This window comes from Micromonospora sp. NPDC023737 (assembly GCF_040639715.1).
In the GTDB taxonomy this organism is placed as follows: Bacteria; Actinomycetota; Actinomycetes; order Mycobacteriales; family Micromonosporaceae; genus Micromonospora.
Window position 1 is genome coordinate 102,972 of the sequence record NZ_JBFAAL010000004.1, and the last position, 19,105, is coordinate 122,076.

Here is a 19,105-nt window from a genome sequence, read left to right on the forward strand (position 1 = left end):
GGCCGGCTCGGTGTGCGCCACCGGGCAACACGTGGCCGCCTCGTTGCGCCCCGGCGCGAACCCGGATACCGCGTACGGCAGGCGGGCCGGCCTGCGGCCGGGCCCGGCGTCACGGTGTGGACGCCGGACCCGGCCGCAGGGGCTATCGCGTGACCGTGAAGGAGTACGAGCCCGCACCGACGCGGTAGACGGCATGGTCGGCCTCTACCCGCACGAAGTCGGCCCGCTCCGGCGCTGCGGTCACCTGGCCGCCGTGCAGCGGCACCCGGATCTCCGCTGTGGTGTTGGTGGGGACGGTGACCGCGAGCCGGAACCGACCGTCGGTCCTGGACCACTCGGAGCGGACGAGCCCGGCCGGCGTCCGGTAGCTGCCCTTCACGAAGGTCAGATCGCCGACGACCTTCGGCTGGATGACCAGCTCCCGGTAGGCGATGCTGCCGTCCGCCGCGCGGATCCCGGCGAGCCCACTGTGGAACCACTCCTCGATCTGGGCGAGGATCATGTGGTTCTTCGAGTCGCCCCGGTTCCACCGCTCCCCGATGGTGGTCATGCCGCCCGGATTGGCGGTGGTGGACGCCATGAAGTACCCGTAGCTCGGCTGGTCGTCCTCCTGGAGCAGATCCCACAGCACGTCGTCGCGGCCACCGGCGGCCAGGGCCCGGACGGTGGGGCCCATGCCGATGGTGCCGCCGCTGAAGTGCGGCCCGTCGCCCTCGGGGTGGAACGCGTAGACCAGGTCGACGAGGGCGTCGAGGACCGCGGCGCGCTCCCCGTCCGGGACGAGCCCGGCGTCCAGCGCGAGTGCCTGCGCCGTCTGGGTGGCACCGGCGGTGCCACCGTCGCCGTCGGCGGTGTAACGGCGCAGCTGGGTGTTGTAGAAGTGCGCGTTGAACGCCGTCTTGATGTCGTCGGCCAGGGTGCGGTACCTCTCTGCGTCCGCCCGGTGTCCGGTCAGCTCCGCCATCATGGCCAGCTTGGTGATCATCACGTGGTAGCCCCAGGTGCCGGTGATCCGGCCCGAGGTCTGGTCGGCCGACACCCAGTCGGCGAGCGCCGCGTCGACGATGTGCGCGTCGGCGCCGGTGCCGACCTTCTCCCGCTGGATGTAGTCGGCGAAGTCGACCATCCGGTCGTAGTAGCGGGTCATGGTCTGGGTGTCGCCGTACAGCTCGTAGAGCATCGCGGGCACGAGAATGATGGCGTTGCCCCAGTTGATCTCGTCACCGAAGCGGCCGCTGTAACCCCAGTCGTACACCGGAGTCTTCAGCGCCACGTTGCCGGACATGGGCGTGTCGGCGACCGACTGTCCCTCCACCAGATGGTGCATGGTCGTGCGCAGGTACGCCGCGAGCTGCTCGTTGCGGTGGATGGCCCCCATCGGCATGGTGTAGTCCGCCGGGTACGACAGCTTCTCCCGGCCGGGGCAGTCGGTGAACACCGACATGATGTTGCTCATGAAGGAGTACCGGGACATCGTGTGGATGCGGTTGACCCGGGCGTTGGAGGTGGTCACCTCCCCGGCCGTCGGGGTGTCCGCCTGCAACCGCAGGCCCCGGATCGTGTCCTTGGTGGGCACGTACCCCTGCGGCAGACCGGTCACCTGCACCCACTGCATCCCGAAGTAGTTGAACTCGGGGTGCCAGGTCTCGCCGCCCCGGAGACCGGCCGTCGTGTAGGTGTTGAACAGGTCCCGGCCCCGGCTGCCGCCGCCACCCATCAGCGAGGCCTGGTCGACGGTGCCGTCGGCGGCGAGCGACTCGGCCGGGGACATGCGGACGGTGGTGCCCGCCGGCACCTCGTCGCGCAGGTGCAGCTCCGGCCACCCGACGATGTTCTGCCCGAAGTCGAAGACCCAGGTGCCGGGCGCGGGATTGCGTACGGACAGCGGGGTGAACTTCTCGACGACCTCGACCGGCTCGGCCGCGCGGGCGACGAGCCTGGTGGCCAGGTTGGGCGGTGGTGCGATGCCGGCGTCGATCCAGCCGGTGTTCGTGCCGTCGCGACGTTTCGCGGTCGCCGAGAGATCCGCCCCCGGGCCGTCCCAGCCGGGTTGCTCGCGGCGGGCGTCGTAGTCCGCGCCGGAGTACCACGCGTCGGTGACGAGTGGCCCCAGGGCGGTACGCCAGCTGCGGTCGGAGACGATGACATCGGTCGCCCCGCTGGCGTACGAGATCTCGAGGCGCGCGATGAGGCGCGGGGTGACCGCGGCCCCGGCGCTCGCGTCACTCGCGGCGATGTTGTTGCCCGACCCGGTGACCAACGCGCCCGCGCTGTGCGGTCCGGCCAGGCCGGGAGTGAAGGCGATACCGGCGCCGGTGGGGCCGGCGGTGCCGATCGCGGTGATCGTGCGGGATTCGAGGCGGTCTCCGCCGTCGCCGGTGTCGATGTTGATGCTGCCGCCGACGTGGTAGTTCGCCACGTCGGTGACCTGCACCGTGGTGGCGCCGGCCGCCACGTCCGTGGCCAGGGCGCCGCTGCCCTTGAGCTGACTCTGCCACCAGGAGTACGGCGCGGTACGGCCGACGGCCGGGTTGGTGACGCTGCGGCGCACGTACGCCGGGCCGTTGCCGAGCTGCACGCCGAGCGTGTTGCCGCCGGTGCGCAGCTCCTTCGAGACGTCGTAGGTGCGGTACTCGCTGGAGAGCTGGTAGTTCGAGTTGCCGGGGGCCAGCACCTCGTCGGTGAGCGTCCGGCCGTTCAGGCTCGGCTTGTGCAGGCCGACCCCGGACAGGTACAGGCGGGCATCCTCGATCCGCGCCCGGCGGTCGATCGTGAACTGGCGGGCGAAGATCGGCATCGGCTGGTTCTCTGCGCGGCCCGGGTACTCGATCCAGCGGGCCGGTGCCCAGTCACTCTGCCGCAGCAGGCCCATCTCCCAGGAGGACGTCTCGCTCCAGCCCGAGGGACGCTTGTCGGCGTCCCAGACGCGTACCCGCCACACCACCCGATCACGGGACTTCAGGGGCGCACCCGCGTAGCGGACACCCGTCTGCACATCGGATTCGACCCGGCCGGAGTCCCAGATCAGCCGCCCGCGATCGAGGTCCGACTCGCTGGCCGCGGCCTGGACCTGATAGGCGGTCTGCCTGTCCCCCGGGCACGCCTGGCGGGCTCGGGGCCGGTGACACGGATGCGCCGCGGCCCGGGGCGTCTCGACGATCTGCCAGGCGAGCGTCGGATCGGGATCGTCCATGCCCAGCGGTTCGTCGTACCTGCCGTCGACCTGGAGGTTGGCGACCCGGACGTCGGGGGCGCCGCCACCAGGCCCGGCTGCGGCCGGGGTGGCGGCCAATGCCTGCGACGCGATCAGGAGCAGGCAGACGCCCGCCCCCATGAGCCCGCGCGTCCGATGTCTCGTTCTCGACACGATGCTCTCCCTCCCGTCGACGCCCCGGCGCCGACGCTCCGCCTCTTCGCCGTCAGGCGGTCGGTGCGGAGCTGCTGACGAAGCGCCAGGTCCCCGAGCCGACCGTGTGCACCAGGTAGCCCGCCACCATCCGCCGGGCCGTCACCAACCCGCCGGGCGACGCCTCGACGTCGCCCGGCCGCGCCCCGGGTACGTGGACCTCGGCCGTGGCCCCCACCGGCACCTGCACGGTCAGCTCGAACCGGCCGTCGCGATGGCGCCAGGCGGCGGAGGCCCGCCCGCGCACCGTGTCCACCGCCACCGACGCCGAGGACAACTCGGCCCGCGCGTCGGGCCGGACGACGAACCGGGCCCATCCGTCGGCGACCGGCCGCAGGCCCGCGACGTGCTCGTAGAGCCACTGCACGACGGTGCCGTGGAAGTAGTGCTGGCGGGAGCGGGTCGAGGTCGGCCACATCTCCCACATGGTGTCGGCGTCGTTCTCCACCCAGTAGCCCCAGCTCGGGTACGTCCGCTGCAACGCCACCCGGGCGGCCACGTCGGCGTGGCCGTGCGCGGTCAGCACGGGCAGCAGGACGCTGGTGCCGAGGCAGCCGGTGTTCAGGTGCCAGCCCCGGTCGCGGATGTCGGCCACCAGGTTGTCCACCACCGCCTGCACCAGGTCCTCGGGCACCAGACCGAACGCCAGCGGAACGGCGTTGGACGTCTGCCGGTACCCGGGATCACGGTCGGTGCGGTACAGCCCACGCCCCCGGTCCAGGAAGGTCTCGTTGAGCCGGTCGCGCAGCCCCGCCGCCGCCGCGCGGAACGTGGCGGCCTGCGCGTCCTGCCCGATCAGTTCACCCACCTCGGCGCTCGCCAGCAGCGCCCGGTGCAGGTACGCCGTGGCGGTCAGCCGGGTGTCCTCGGGCGGATTACCGCCGGTGCCCGGCGACAGGTAGTCCCCGAGCGCCGTCACCGCCAGCCCGTCGCTGAGGCGACCCAGCTCCCACTCCAGATAGTCGGCCACGGCCTGCCAGTGCTGCCGTGGCAACCGGTCGTCGCCGTACCAGCGGTGCATCTCGCGCAGCAGGTACGGGTAGACGGTGGTCCACTCCGGCGCCGGGGCCAGCTCCTGGTATCCCCAGCCGCCGCTGGGCACGATGACCGGCACCTGACCGGAGGCGACCTGGGCGTCCCGCAGGTCCCCGAGCCACTTCGTGAAGAACCGCGACAGGTCGAGCTGACCGGCCATCGTGGCGGCGGCGACCTGCGCGTCCCCGGTCCAGCCGTTCTTCTCGTACATCGGGGTGTCGGTGGGGATGCCGTGCAGGTTGCTGCGCACCGTACGGCGCATCATCCGCTCGAACTGCTCGAACAGCGGTTCGCTGCACCGGAACTCGCCGACGTCGCGGACGTCGGAGTGCACCACCCGCATGGTCACGGTGTCGGTGCGGGCCGCCCCCGGCAGCCCGTCGAGCTGTACGTAGCGGAATCCCTTGTACGAGAAGCGCGGCTCCCAGACCTCCACCCCGCCGCCTCGGGTCACGTACTCGTCGAGTTGGAAGCGGGCGCTCTGGACGTTGCCGTTGGACGCCTCGACCGTTCCGTCGGCGCGCAGCTTCTCGCCGTACAGGATGCGCACGACGGTGCCGGCCGGCGCGGTGACCCGCAGCCGTACCCAGCCGGCGGTCGTCCGGCCGAAGTCCGCCACCCAGACGCCTGCACGCGGGGAGCTGAGGTGGTTCGGGGCGACGGACTCGACGACCCGGATCGGCTCGTGTTCCTGGGCCCGCAGCGTGCCGGCCGGGGCGTCCAGCACGCTCGCCCGCTCCCAGTCGGAGTCGTCGAAGCGGGCCGCCGACCAGCCCGGCAGCTCCAGCCGGGCGTCGTAGGTCTCCCCCGCGTAGAGGGAGTTCGACAGGGTGGGGCCGGCGGTCACCCGCCAGCTGTCGTCGCTGACCACCTCGGTGCGCGACCCGTCGGGGTGCTCGACGACGAGCCGGGCCAGCACTCGTGGCTCTCCGTGCCAGGGCGCCTGGTGCCAACGCCACACGTTGCGGGTGGTCATGCCGTAGAAGCCCCGGCCCAGCTCCACGGCGAGCGCGTTGTCGCCCTGCGCCAGCAGCCGCGTGACGTCGTGCGTCACGTACAGCACGGTGTCGTCGTAGTCGGTGAACCCCGGGTCCAGCACGGCCGTCCCGACCCGCTCACCGTTGAGGTGCGGCACCTGGTAGGCGAGGCCCGCCACGTACAGCCGGGCCCGGGTCACCGGCTTGTCGAGCCGGAACGCGCGCCGCAGCAGCGGCGCTGGCCGCTCCTGCACCGGCGGTTCGACACCGCTGCCCCACGGCCCCTGGCCGTACGGCGCGAGGACCACCACCGGCGACCAGGCGGAGTCGTCGTGGTCCACCTGTTCCCACCCCGGCTCGACGCTGCCGGTCGTCCGCCAGGCCGCACCGGTGACGAACACCAGTTCGCCGCCGTCCGTGGTGCCGACCACGAGCTTCGCGATCAGACCACCGGGGTTGACCGACGCGCCACCACGGTTGGTGGCGATCACGGCCAGCACCAGGTCGCCGCCGACGGCCGCGCGGGTCAGCTCCGTGACGTCCGCGACCCGGGCGGTACGCCAGCCGTCGGTCTGCTGGGGGGCGGAGAGGACGAGCTGGCCGCAGAGGTACGCGGTGAAGTCGTCGTCGGCGCTCATGATCAGCCGGGCGGAGCTGACCCCGGTGCCCTGGGGCAGGGCCAGCCGGCCGCGGAACCAGCGCGGACCGGCGGGGGCGTTGCCGGTCGTCGCGCCCGGACCCCACACCCAGGACGCGCCGGTCAGATTCAAGGCGTTGGGCTGCGGGATCTCGACCTGTCCGCCCCACGGCCCCTGGCCGTACGGGGCGAGCACCGCCACCGGCGCCCAGCCGGTGTCGTCGTGGCCGGGCTCCGGCCAGCCGGCCTGCTCCGTATCCGAGCTGCGCCAGGAGCCATCGCTGACCAGCACCGACCGCTCACCGGCGGTGGTCGTCACGACCAGCTTGGCGATCAGCCCGCCGGGGTTCACCGACGGGCCGGGGCGGTTGGTGGCGATCACGGCGAGGGTGAGCGGACCGCCGGCGTCACGGACCAGGTCGGTGACGTCGGCGGCCCTGGCGTTCTTCCAGCCGTCGGTCTGCTGCGGGGCGTGCAGCACCTGCTGCCCGTCGAGGTACGCCGTGAAGTCGTCGTCGGCGGTCACGACGAGCTGCGCGGCGACGATCCCGGTGCCGGCGGGGAGCACGAGCCGGCCACGGAACCAGCGGGTGCCGGCCGGGGCGTTTCCGGCGGTGGCGTCCGGCGACCAGATCCACGAGGCGCCGGCAAGGTCCAACGGTTCAGCCGCGTGGTCCGGTTCCGCGCCCACCCAGCGGGCGGCGCCGAAGCCCTCGTCGAGCAGGCCGGTCTCGAACCAGGTCGGGTTGCTCCAGCCGGTCGCGCGACCGGCCTGGTCCCAGAGCCGCACCCGCCAGTGGTACCGGGTCCGTGGGGCCAGCCGCGGACCGGCGTACGCCACGCCCAGGGACCGCTGCGAGGACACCCGGCCCGAGTTCCAGACGTCGGCCGCCTCCGGGGTCAACCGGTCCGGGCGGGTGGCCACCAGCACCTGGTAGGCGCTCTGGCCGGCGTTGTGGCCCGGCGCGGTCGCGGTCCAGGAGAACCGGGGCCGGCCGACGTCCGTACCGAGTGGACGGTCGGCGTACTCCGTGCGCAGGCGGTCGACCGCGAGCGGCCCGGCGCCGGCACCGTCCGGCGGGGCGGCCGACGCGGGCTCGGTGCCGCCCGCGCCCAGCGCCACGGCTCCGGCACCGGCTACGCCCCACCCGATCAGCGATCGGCGGGTCAGTTCCGATCCGGGTGCCGGGGCCGGTCGTGGGGTCTGCGCCATCGGTCTCCTCCTCGATGCGGTGGCGTTGCGGGGTCAGGGCTGCGCGGGGGCCGGCAGTGGCGCGGACCAGACGTCGGCGATCGACGGGTCGTAGCCGTCGCCGGTGTCCCGGAACCGCACCCGGACCGTGCCGTCCTGGGTGGCGTCCGGCAGGTCGACGACGAACTGGTAGCTGACCGTGCCGGCCCCACCGGCGGTGCGTCGCCAGGACCGGGTGTGTACCGCCGTGCCGTCGACGACGACCTCGTAGTCCTTCAGTTGCGCCTGGTCGTACGTCTCGACGGCCCGCAGCACGAACGGCGCGCCCGGTGTGACGGCGAGGTCGAACTCGAACCACCCGTCGGGCTGGGTGACGTTGGTGTAGCGCCGGGTCAGGCCGGCCTCGGTGCTGGTGCCGGAGTAGGTCGAGGCGGTGAGTCGGTGCGTCTGCTCCGACGCCGGGTCACCGAGATCCACATGGTCGTACGCGCCGGCCGGCGGGTTGGTGATCTGGACCTGGACCGGCACCGCGCGCCGTTCGGCCTCCGTGTCCCCCGTGGCGACGGTGACCGTCGCCGGGCCTTCCGTCGTCGACAGTGGCGCGGTGACGGCCGTGGACATCGTGGTCTCCGCCCCCGGGGCGATGGCGTACCCGGCGGCGGGTCCCACCGTCCAGCCGTCCGCCGCCACGGTGGTGAGCCGCCCGGTCACCGGCACCGTGGATCGGTTGCGCAGCACGGTGGTGACGGTGGTCGCGGCGCCGGGAGCGACCGGCTCGGCGGCCGCGGACACGATCTGCACCGCCGGCACGGTGCTGACGGTGCCCGACACCGGCAGGGTCGCGGTGCCACCCCGGTGCCGGTAGCTCACCGTGCCGTCGACGCTCGCGGTCCCCGGCGACTGCCCGAGGGGGATCCGCAGGTCGTAGCGGTGCCGCACGGTGGCGCCCGGCGCGACAGTGGTGGGCCGGGGGTCGACGGGGTTCGCCGTCCAGCCGTCCGGGACCCGCAGCGCGGACGTCACGCCGGTGAGCGGGCCGGTGCCGCCGTTGGTGACGGCGACAGTGGCGTGCAGGAGGTCGCCGGGCATCCGCTCGCCGACCGGCAGGTCGAGGGTCACCACCGCCCCGAGCAGCGCCGAGGAGGCCGCGGAGAGCCGCCGGCCCACCGTGGTGAGCGGCTCGGTGAAGCGGTCGGCGTCGGCGGCGCTCAGCCGACCGGCGTCGACCTGGGTACGCAGCCACCGGCCCACGTCGTCCGTCGTGGCCAGGGCCCGGTGCGCGTGCGCGGCGGCGGCACGGGCGTCGCCCGCGAGGTGGGCCGTGCGGGCCGCCGTGGTGGCGGTGGCGAGCTGACCGAACCGGGCACGCAGGTACGCCTCCGCGGGCCGGCCCGGTTCGCCGGCGAGTTCGTCGGTCAGCGCCCGCAGCGCCGTCACGGCGTCACCGGCGTCGCCGAGGTCACCGAGCACCCGGTCGACGGCGAACGAGTAGCTGCCGGAGCCGATCTCGTAGACGGCGACCGGGCCGTCGGTGCGGAGGAAGCGCACCCCGTCGGCTTCCGCCGCCGGCCGGCCGCGTTCGATGACCGCGTGCCGCGTCGGCGTCGGGATGCGTACGGTCGCCGTCACGTTCGCCGGGACGGTGAGGCGCAGCCGCATGTCGCCACGGGCGTCGAGGCTCCAGTCGCTGCCGATGACGCCCTGCGCCGCACGGTACGAGGCGCGGGCGGAGGTGAGGCCGCCACCCGGCTGCGGCGCGAACGTGAGGTGCGTGTACCCGGGGCTGCCGGGGTCGGGTTGGATGCCGGCGACGGTCCGGTACATCCAGTCCCCGACGGCACCGTAGGCGTAGTGGTTGAAGGAGTTCATCGACACGTCGCCGAAACTCCCGTCCGGCATGATCGAGTTCCACCGCTCCCAGATGGTGGTCGCGCCCTTGGCGATCTCGTAGCCCCACGACGGATAGGTGTCGTTGAGCAGCAGCCGGTACGCGACGTCCAGGTGCCCGGTATCGCTCAACGCCGGCAACAGGTCAGGGGTGCCCAGGAAGCCGGTGGACAGGTGCCAGTCGTGCCGCCGCACGTTGTCGACCAGCCGGTCGGCGGCCTTGGCGCGCACCGGTTCGGGCAACAGTCCCATGCCGATGGCCAGCACGTACCCGGTCTGGCTGTCGCCCGCGACGGTGCCGTCGGCCGAGACGTACGCGTCGACGAACGCCTCGGCGATGTCCCGGGACAGCGCCGTGTAGCGTGCCGCATCGGCGTCCCGGCCGATCGCCTCCGCCATCTCCCCCAGCAGCCGGATGCTGTACGCGTAGTAGGCGGTGCCGATGACCCCGGCGGGCGTCGGGTCGTCGAGGTTGAGCCAGTCGAGGTACGGGCCGGCGTTCGCGCGCAGGTGCCCCGAGCTGGTGCTCTCCAGCCAGGACGCGTACCGCACCATCGACGGGTAGTGCTCCTCGACGACCTGGGTGTCCCCGTAGCGCTGCCAGAGCGTGTACGGCACCGTGACACCGGCGTCGGCCCATCCCGTCGCACCGTCACCGCAGCAGGCGCGGGGTGCCACGTCGGGGTACGCGCCGTTCACCGACTGCGCGTCGCGCAGGTCCTGCAGCCACTTGGTGAGGAAGGTCAGGCTGTCCATGTTGAACGTCGCCGTCTCCGCGAAGACGTTGATGTCACCGGTCCAGCCCAACCGCTCGTCGCGCGCCGGGGTGTCGGTCGGGATGGAGAGGAAGTTGCCGCGCTGACCCCAGGTGATGTTGGAGTGCAGCTGGTTCACCATCGCGTTGGAGGTCTCGAACTCGCTGGTGAGTTCCCCGTCGGTGTGCATGACCAGGCCGGTGACGGTGGCCAGGTCGGGTGTGCCGGGGAAGCCGGTCAGTTCGACGTAGCGGAAACCGTGGAAGGTGAACGCCGGCTCGTAGATCTCCGCCGCACCACCGCGCAGCGTGTAGCGGTCGGTGGCCTGCGCCGAGCGCAGGTTCGCCGTGTACGCCGTACCGTCCGGGTTGAGCACCTCGGCGTGCCGGATTCGGACCGTGGCACCGGCCGGCCCGGAGACGCGCAGCCGGACCTTGCCCACCATGTTCTGCCCGAGGTCGAAGATCCAGGTGCCGGGGGTGGGCTGGGTCAGTGCCCGGGCCGGCAGCTCCTGTACGACCCGCACCGGCGGGTCGACCTGGGCGACGATCCGGCCGGTGGCACCGGTCTCGTCCAGGGTGGCCGGTGACCAGCCGGAGTCGTCGAAGCCGGGACGGTCCCAGCCGGCCGGGAGCCGGCGCGCGTCGTACGTCTCGCCGTGGATGAGGTCGCTCTGCCGGAAGGGCCCGGGTGTGGCGCGCCAGGAGCCGTCGGTGCCGACCGTCTCCGTACGCCCATCGGCGTAGTCGACGACCAGCTGCGCGCTCAGGTGCGGACGGGAACCGTAGTGGTCGGTGCCGAACGAGGCGATGGTGCCGGCGTACCAACCGTCGCCGAGCAGGGCGCCGAGGACGTTGTCGCCCCGGCGGAGCTGCCCGGTCACGTCGTACGTCTGGTACTGCACCCGCTTGTCGTAGTCGGTCCAGCCGGGCGCCAACTCGTGGTCACCGACCCGGTGACCGTTGAGCGACAACTGGTAGACCCCGAGGGCGGTGGCGTAGATCCGGGCGCGGGTGACCTTCCCGTCGACCTGGAATCCCCGGCGCAGCAGCGGGCTCGCATCCAGCGCGGTCAGCATCGCCTCGGTGCCGCCGCTGACCCGCAGCCCGGCGGCGGTGGGTGTGCCACCGCCGAACGGGTTCTCCCCGTCGGTGAGCGACGCCGCGAACAGGGAACTGTCGCCGCTGGTCACGGAGAAGTCGGAGAAGGTGCCGGTCTCCACTCCGTCGGTACGCAGGCCGACCGACCCGCCACGGTGTGCGCCGTCGCGCGTGACGTCGACCTGGGTGCCGTCGACCCAGGTGGTGATGGTGTCGCCGGTCGCGGTGATGCGCAACGTGTGCGGTGCGGTCAGCCGGTCGGCCGGCACGACGTCGCCGAGCGGTACCTCCTTGAGCACGCGCCAGGCGCCGTCGACGCGTACGTGCGGGCGCAGTTTCGCGCTGCCGCCGACGATCGAGAACTGCCACATGTAGGCGTTGGCCGGGCCGGTGGCGCGCAGGTAGACGCCGGCGGCGTCGCGTTCGAGGCGGACGGTGGTCTGGACGGTGTAGTCCGCCCAGGACTCGGTGGGCGACGGCAGCCCGATCCAGTCCGCTCGCCAGCCCGCCGCGCCCAGGACACCGGTCTCCCAGGAGGCCGGTTCGCTCCAGCCCGAGGTACGGGCCGCGGTGTCCCACACCCGCACCTGCCAGACGTATCGGGTGCGGGGCCGCAGTTCGGGGCCGGCGTACGGGACGAGGACGCTCTGCCGCGACCGGACCCGCCCGCTGTCCCAGACGTCGGGGTCGTCGAGTCGGGCCGTGCTCGTGGCCACCCGTACCTGGTAGGACTCCTGGATCACACCGCGTGCGGCGGAGTCGAGCCGCCAGCCCAGCCGGGGTCGCGGCACGTCCAGCCCGATCGGGTTCGTCGCCCGCTCGGCGGTGAGGCCGGCCACGGCGAGCGCGGGCGCCGAGGGTCGGGCGGCGGCCGCCGGCCCGGCCGACACCACCGCGGCCGCCGGTCCGGCGAGCAGCAGGAGCGCCGTGGTGAGCGCGAGGCGGCGCCGAGTTGGGAGCTTCATACCGGGTCCTCACCCTTCTGTACGACGACGGCCGCGGCGGGCCGGCCGGTGGGTCAGCGGGGTTGGGCGGCCGGCGCGGAGACCGGGTGGAAGCTGGACCGCCCCGAACCGACCTCGAACACGGCCCGGCCGTCCCGGATCCCGAGGAAGGTTGCCTTGCTCGGTCCGGCCGAGCGGTAGGACTTCGCGGCCGTGACCGGCAGGGAGACCCGGGCCGTGACGTTGACCGGCACGTCGAGGTCGGCCCGCAGCCCGGCGCCGGTACGCCGCCAGTCGAGGCGCACCGGCCCCCGCTGGGTGGGCACGACTCCGGACGCGCGGTCCAGGCCCACGGCGGGTGGCGCGATGTCGACGCGGGCGGCGCCCGGGCTGGCGGTACGCACCCCCAGCAGGGTCTCCTGCACGTCGACCACGGCCTGCGCGCCCCAACCGTGGGACTGGCTGAAGTTGCTGCCGGGGTCGAGGGTCCACGCCTCCCAGGTGAAGGTGCCGCCCTGGGCGAGGATGTCGGCCCAGCCGAGGTCGTCGTCGTTGGTCAGCAGGCGCAGCACCGCGTCCGGACGGTCGGCGTCGGCCAGCGCCCGCAGCAGCCAGTGCGCCGTCATCGGCCCCTGCTTCATGCCCATCGACGCGAGGTGCTCGGCCAGGGCCGGCAGGTCGGCCCGCGGGGCCACTCCGTGCGCGATGGCGTACGAGGTCGAGTGCTGACCGGCGTGGGGGCTGGGTTCGCCGGTGGCCGACAGCCCGTCGACGTAGACGCCGTCGGCCCGGCGCAGCTTCGCGTTGATCGTTTCGGTGAGATCGGCGGCGTGCCCGTCGTAGGTGGCGACCTCGGCGGCGGGCCGGTCGAGCGCCGCGGCCATCCGGGCGGTGGTGCGGAGCACGTCGACGCCCTGCGCGTTGATGGTGGTGCGGGCCGCCGCGCTCATGTCGTACCCGAACCGGCCGGGCTCGGGCCAGTCGACGATGCCGAAGCGGTACGCGCCGCTGCCGCCCGCCAGCTCGGTGACCAGGCCGGCGGTGGGGCCGGTGGCCGGGATGTGGCGCAGCACGTAGTCGGCGGTGTCCCGGATGGCCGGGTACGCCTCGGCGAGCAGGGCCCGGTCGCCGGTCTCGATCCAGTACCGCCACACCCAGTCGACGAACATCAGCGAGTAGTCGGGGATGTCCCGTTTACCGTCGCCGTTGGGGTAGACGGCGTTGTAACGGCCCCGGTCGTCGCCGGTGTTCCAGTAGCGGGCCGCCGAGCGGAGGAACTCCCGGATGGCCTGCTGCGTGGCGTCGCGCTCGCCGTACGCGCCCATGGTGGCGTAGGAGATGTTCGCGGCGTCGCCGAGGAACTGCCCCTTCTCCCGGGTGGGGGTGTCGACGAACGCCTCCTGAACCGAGTAGAGCGCGGAGCGCGCCATCATCGCCCACACCGCGTTCAGCGTGGCGTCCGAGCTGGCGAAGGTGGCCGCCGCGCCGGCCGGGACGTCGGTGTGCACCACGACGGCCGAGACGTCGTCGAGCGCGATGTCCTCGCCGGCGTCGGGGATCTCCAGGTAACGGAAGCCGAGGTGGGTGAAGGCCTGGAACTCCTGCGCTCCGTCGGTCTGGATGTAGGGGAAGCTCATGTCGGTGCCCTGCGACAGCAGGGTGGACGTGGCGACCCGGCCGGTGTCGGTGAGGGTGTAGCCGGCCCGGATGGGGACCGGGTGGCCGGCCACCCCGGAATGGAACCGGACGACCGGTCGGGCGGGAACGACCACGCCGAAGTCGGCGACGACCGTGCCGTCGGCGGCGGTACGCAGCGCGACCGGGGCGACCGTCCGCTCCGCCAGCCGGGTCTCCTGGCCGATCAGGTGCGGCGACGATGCGGTGGGATGCGCGCCGACGACCTCGGCGGCGCTGAACGGGGCGACGTCGTCGTCGAATCCGGGCCGCGTCCAGCCGGTCACCTCGCCCCGGGCGTCCTGCCGCTCGACCCGGTCCCCCTCGCCGTTGCGCCGCTCGGCGCCGGCGACGAACCGGCCGTCCCGGGCGACCCGCCAGGACCCGTCGGTGACGAACACCTCGCGGGTGCCGTCGGCGTGCTCGACGACCAGTTTCAGCAACACGCCGCGCGACCCGGCGGGACGGCCCTGGCCGCTGCCGTACCAGTGGTAGCGCAGCCCGATGGCCAGCGGCTTGCCGGCGGCCACCAGGCGGGTGACGTCGACGGCCTGGTAGTAGTCCTCGCCCGGGTAGCCGAAGGAGGTGCCCCGGTCGGCGCGGACACCGTTGAGGTAGAGCTCGTAGGTGTGGTCGGCCGAGGTGTAGGCGCGGGCCCGCACGACGCGGCCGGCGGCGGGCCGGACCTCGGTGCGGGCGAGGGTGTAGTCGTCCGCCTCCGTGGTCGCGCGGCGGATCCAGCTGGCGCCCTCCCACTGGCCGTCGGCGATGCCGGTCTCGAATTCGCCGCTGGCGGCCGGGGACTGCCGGCCGGTGCGGTCCCAGGTGCGTACGGTCCACCGGTACGCCGCTCCGGCGGATAGCTCGGGCCCGGTGTACGGAACGTACGACTGCTGGTCGGAGGCGACCTTGCCGGAGTCCCAGACGGGAGCGCCACCCGGCCGGGAGACGGTGATCCGGTAGGCGGTCTGCACCTCACCGGGGTCGGCGTCGCGCGGGAGCCAGCCGAACCGCGGCGGGCCTTCCACGTTGAGCGGGTGGGGCCGGTCGTCGACCGTGAGGGCGGTGGGCGCGTCCGGAGCGTGCCCCGGGGCGGCGGACGCCGGTGGCGCCCCGGCGAGGACGGTCCCGACGACGGTGGCGGCTGCCGCCATGGCGACCGTTCGGCGTCGTCCGGAAAGCGGCCGGTGGTCGACGATCCGAGGGATCACGCCTGCCTCCTCCACCCAATGAATCGTTTCAGGCAGGCTACGTGCTCGTCAGCGTCGTGTGAAGGTGTCCCTCGTGGCCAGATCCGGCCACTGCGGAGATCGACGATCGTTCACGTAGACGCGACGGCTCTTCCCGTTGCGTGATCAAGGGCCTACCGTATGTCCCGGCGATGCCGGCGAGAGGGGACGCCTCGTGCAGGAGTACGACTACATAGTGGTCGGCGCGGGTGCGGCCGGCTGCGTGCTCGCCAACCGGTTGACCGAGGACGCGGGGACCCGGGTCCTGCTGGTCGAGGCGGGTGGATGGGACCGGAGTCCCTACGTCCGCATCCCCAAGGGCTTCAGCAAACTGATGGACGACCGGCGCACGGCCTGGCACTACCCCGCCGAGGTCGCACCGGGGCAGCGGGAGGTCTGGCAGCGCGGCCGAATCATCGGCGGCTCCAGCTCCATCAACGGCATGGTCTACGGGCGCGGCGACCGGCTCGACTACGACGAGTTGGAGCGCCTCGGCAATCCCGGCTGGGGCTGGGACACCATGCTGCCGATCTTCAAGCGGTTGGAGGACAACCCGCTCGGCCCTTCCGAGGTACGTGGCGCGGGCGGTCCGCTGCGCCTCTCCACCGCCACGGGCACCGACGAACTCTGTGAGGAGATCATCGCCAGCGGCGAGGAGCTGGGCTGGCGGCGCGTCGACGACCTGAATGCCGACGACGACGATCGGATCGGCTACCTGACGGCCACCATCCGTGACGGTCGCCGGATCAGCGCGGCCGAGGCGTTCCTGCACCCGGTACGCGACCGGCCCAACCTCACCGTCGCCGTGCACACGGTGGTGCTCCGCCTTTTGATCCACAACGGACGGGCCCTGGGCGTACGCACCGAACAGCGGGGTGAGGTCGTCGACTGCTACGCCTCGGCCGAGGTGATCCTCGCCGCCGGCGCGCTCGCCTCACCGCAACTGCTCCAGGTCTCCGGCATCGGCCCGGCCGGCACGCTGCGCGAGGCAGGTGTCCCCGTGCTGCTCGACCGCCCCCGGGTGGGTGCCGGGCTACGGGAACACCGCTCCGTGCCGCTGCAGTTCCGGCTGGCCGCCCCGGGTGGCTACAACGCCGCGCTCAGCAGCGGGACCGGCCAGGCGATGGCCGCGCTGCGATACGTGCTCACCCGTCGCGGGCCGCTCGCCCTGCCGGTCTCCGACGTCGGGGCGTACATCCGCTCCAGCCCGGGGGTGGACCGGCCGGACGCGCAGGTGCTGCTCGCGCCGTTCTCGGCCGCGCCACGCCGGCCGGGCCGGGCGTTGGAGCTGGAACGCGAGCCGGGGCTGATGGGCCTGGTCACGGTGACCCGGCCGGAGAGCGAGGGCGGCCTCGCCATCACCTCCGCCGACCCGGGCGCGTCGCCGCGCATCGTCGCCAACTACTTCCAGCACCCGGACGACCGGCGGGTCGCGGTGGGCGCCTTCCGACGGATGCGGGAGCTGTTCGCCACCAACCCGATCGCCAAGCGCATCTCGGCGGAGACGTTGCCCGGCCCGAGCGTCCAGGACGACGACGAGATCGTCCGGGCCGCGCTGGACAACGGTTACTGCGGGTACCACGCGGTGGGCACCTGCGGCATGGGCCCGGGCGACGACTCGGTGGTCGACCCGCAGCTGCGCGTACGCGGCGTGCAGCGGCTGCGGGTCGTCGACGCGTCGGTGCTGCCGGTGCTGGTCTCCGGCTACCTCAACGCCCCGGTGATGGCCCTGGCCTGGCGGGCCGCCGACCTGATCCTGGGTCGCTGACGCGCGAGGCGGGGCATGTCATCAGGCCGACGGCTGCGGCCCGAACCGACCCGGGGCTCACAGCCCTTCGCAGGGCCTGCCGTCGATCGCGCAGCTCGCGGGTCCCTTCGCGAACGCCGCGGAGTCGCGTACGTCGAACCGGATGGTCTGCGACTCGCCGGCCGGTAAGGCCGGCCCGGTGAAGGTGACGGTCTGGCCGTCCTGCCGCCCATCGGCACCACTGACCTTGCCGATCTCGCTGTCGTCGGAGAACGTCACGACGACCGTCCAGTCCGCGCCCGCCACATCGCCCGGGTTGGTGACCACCACCTCGCCGGTGTAACCGAGCAGTCGGCTGTTGACGGTCTCGTAGCGCGCCGTCATGACCGGTCCGGGCGGCTGCGGTGGCGGTGGCGCGGAGCCGGGCGTGCGGGAGGGCTTCTCCGTGGGCGTCCGGCTCGGCCGCGGGCTCGGGCTCCCCGCACGGCTCGGCCGGGCGGACGAGATGGCCGGGGTGGGACGACTCGAGGCCGCCGTCGAGCCGGTCGTGGTCGCCGTCGGCGTGGGCGGCTCCTGCGCCCCGGTCTGCTCCGGCGGCTCCGACCCCAGCGCCCAGACCGCCGCGCCGCCGGCGAGCAACACACCGACCCCGGCGGCGAGGAGCACCGCTCCCCGACGGCCGCGCGGCTTCGTCGCGCCCACCCACTCGAGCACCGGCAGCTCGGCCGTCATCCCGGCTTCGCCGCGGCGCAGATCGACCTGCTGGAACGCGAACCAGTCGAGGATCGCGGGCAGCCGGTTGGCCAGTGCCTGCTGGAAACTCTGTGCCCGGGCGGCACGTAGCTCGGTGGTCCACTCTCCGTCCTGGAGGGTCTCCCGCAACGACAGCCGGCAGCCCTCCGCCGTGGGCGTGAGCGTGCAGGTGAGCAGGCTCCGGCGGCCGGCCTCCAGGCACCGCATGGTGACCATCTCCGGGGCCCGCTGCTCGACCACCTCGGCTCCGACGACGTCGTCGAAGCCGGGCAGCGCCGCCGTGGCGAACAGCAGCCGGCCCGGCGCGTCGGCCGCCGCCGTGGTGTCGGCGAACCACCGACCGAGCAGTTCCCGGTCGGTCAATGCGTGCCAGGCCCGGTCGGCAGGGTGGAACAGGTCGACCTGCGCACTGATCTCGATCACGGCGAGACTCTACGATCCAGCGTGGTCGCTCGCACGGCACGGGGGTCCATTCCGGCCCATCGGATGCGAAACGTCGTCAGATCCCGACCGGCGCCGGCTCGGTCTGTCGTGCGGCGCGCGGCGTGCCCGCGCCACGGATCGGGGTGCACAGTCCACCGAGCGCGACCAGGACGCAACCGGCGCCCGCCACGAGCATCACGGCGGTGACCCCGAACCGTCCCGCCGCCCAGGTCAGCACGGCGGCGCCGGCCGGTCCCAGCGAGTAGTGGGTGCTCCAGAAGGCGGATGTGACCCGGCCGAGCAGATGGTCCGGGGTGATCTCCTGCCGCAGCGACATCGAGGAGATGCCACCGACGCTGATCCCGCACAGGTACACGGCGGTCAGCACGGTCACGGCGCGCACGTCGCCCACGAGGCCAACACCCGCGAGGGCGAGGCCGCACAACAGTTGCGCACCGATCCACGCCGTGCCGAAGCCGCGACGGCGGCGCAGCGGCGCCACCAGCAGAGCCCCGGCGACGGTGCCCAGCGCGGCCAGACCGAGTACGGCGCCGACCGTGCCGTCGGTGCCGCCGAGGTCGTGCCTGACGTGGTAGACGAGCACATCGGTGAAGCCGTAGGTCAGGAAGATGAAGACCGCCAGCAGCACGGTGAGGGCGCGCAGCACGGGTTGCCGCCAGAGGAACCGCGCTCCCGCGAGGAACTCGGCCAGCGGTTTCTCCCGCTGGGCGACGCCTGGTACCTCGCTGCGCGGCCGGAACCGGATCATCCGCAGGCCGACGGCCGACACGGCGAAACTCAGCGCGTTGACGGCGAGCGCCGCCGAGGGGCCGACCCGGGCGGAGACCACCCCGGCGAGCAGCGGCCCGGCCACCGCCGTCAGCGCGAAGCTGGCCTGCAATCGCCCGTTGGCCTCGGTGATGCGGTCCCGGTCCACGAGAGCCGGTACCGAGGCGACCGCGGCGATCTGGAAGAGCATCCCGGCCGCCTCGCAGATCGGCAGCACGACGAAGAGCAGCCAGACCTGCGGCCCGGCGAGCCAGGCCAGTGGGATGAGGCCGTAGAGCACGAGGCGTACGACGTCCACGACGATCATCAGAGTGCGCCGGTCGTACCGGTCGACCAGGACGCCGCCGAATACCCCCGCGCCCACGGACGCGGCGCCGGCCACGGCCGTCAGCAGACCCATCTGCGCGACCGACCCGGTGGCGTGCAGCACGAGCAGCGGGACGGCGAGGAACGCGAACGCGTCGCCCGCGGCCGAGAGCGACTGCGCGAACCAGTACGTGCTGAAGGCGCGGTCCCGCCACAACGAGCGAGAGGTCGTCGTCGTGCCACGGCTCATT

Annotated in this window: 7 protein-coding genes; 1 reads left to right on the forward strand and 6 read right to left on the reverse strand. The window is 73.2% G+C overall.

Features of this window, described 5'->3' with window-relative positions:
- Positions 1–142: 142 nt before the first annotated feature.
- The 4 genes from AB0F98_RS11915 to AB0F98_RS11930 are packed head-to-tail and all read right to left on the reverse strand — an operon-like array spanning position 143 to position 14,818.
- Positions 143–3,367 carry a family 78 glycoside hydrolase catalytic domain gene (locus AB0F98_RS11915; RefSeq protein WP_357732781.1) on the reverse strand — a complete coding sequence of 1,075 codons (3,225 nt, stop codon included), beginning with the start codon at positions 3,365–3,367 and terminating at the stop codon, positions 143–145.
- Between the two features lie 52 nt (positions 3,368–3,419).
- Positions 3,420–7,268: a family 78 glycoside hydrolase catalytic domain gene (locus AB0F98_RS11920; RefSeq protein ID WP_357732784.1), complete on the reverse strand. Its 3,849-nt coding sequence runs from the start codon at positions 7,266–7,268 to the stop codon at positions 3,420–3,422.
- Between the two features lie 33 nt (positions 7,269–7,301).
- Positions 7,302–11,954 carry a family 78 glycoside hydrolase catalytic domain gene (locus AB0F98_RS11925; RefSeq protein WP_357732787.1) on the reverse strand — a complete coding sequence of 1,551 codons (4,653 nt, stop codon included), beginning with the start codon at positions 11,952–11,954 and terminating at the stop codon, positions 7,302–7,304.
- A gap of 53 nt (positions 11,955–12,007) precedes the next feature.
- Positions 12,008–14,818, reverse strand: a complete 2,811-nt coding sequence (locus tag AB0F98_RS11930) for a family 78 glycoside hydrolase catalytic domain (RefSeq protein ID WP_357732790.1) — start codon at positions 14,816–14,818, stop codon at positions 12,008–12,010.
- 193 nt (positions 14,819–15,011) lie between these two features.
- On the opposite strand from AB0F98_RS11930, the gene AB0F98_RS11935 reads away from it, so the two are divergent.
- Positions 15,012–16,604: a GMC family oxidoreductase N-terminal domain-containing protein gene (locus tag AB0F98_RS11935; protein WP_357732793.1), complete on the forward strand. Its 1,593-nt coding sequence runs from the start codon at positions 15,012–15,014 to the stop codon at positions 16,602–16,604.
- 57 nt (positions 16,605–16,661) lie between these two features.
- On the opposite strand, the gene AB0F98_RS11940 is transcribed toward AB0F98_RS11935, so the two are convergent.
- Together AB0F98_RS11940 and AB0F98_RS11945 are read right to left on the reverse strand one after the other, a co-directional pair.
- The gene (locus AB0F98_RS11940; RefSeq protein WP_357732796.1) at positions 16,662–17,759 is read right to left on the reverse strand and encodes an SRPBCC family protein; all 1,098 of its coding nucleotides are present in this window, start codon (positions 17,757–17,759) and stop codon (positions 16,662–16,664) included.
- A gap of 76 nt (positions 17,760–17,835) precedes the next feature.
- Positions 17,836–19,104 carry an MFS transporter gene (locus AB0F98_RS11945; RefSeq protein ID WP_357732799.1) on the reverse strand — a complete coding sequence of 423 codons (1,269 nt, stop codon included), beginning with the start codon at positions 19,102–19,104 and terminating at the stop codon, positions 17,836–17,838.
- Position 19,105: the final 1 nt, after the last annotated feature.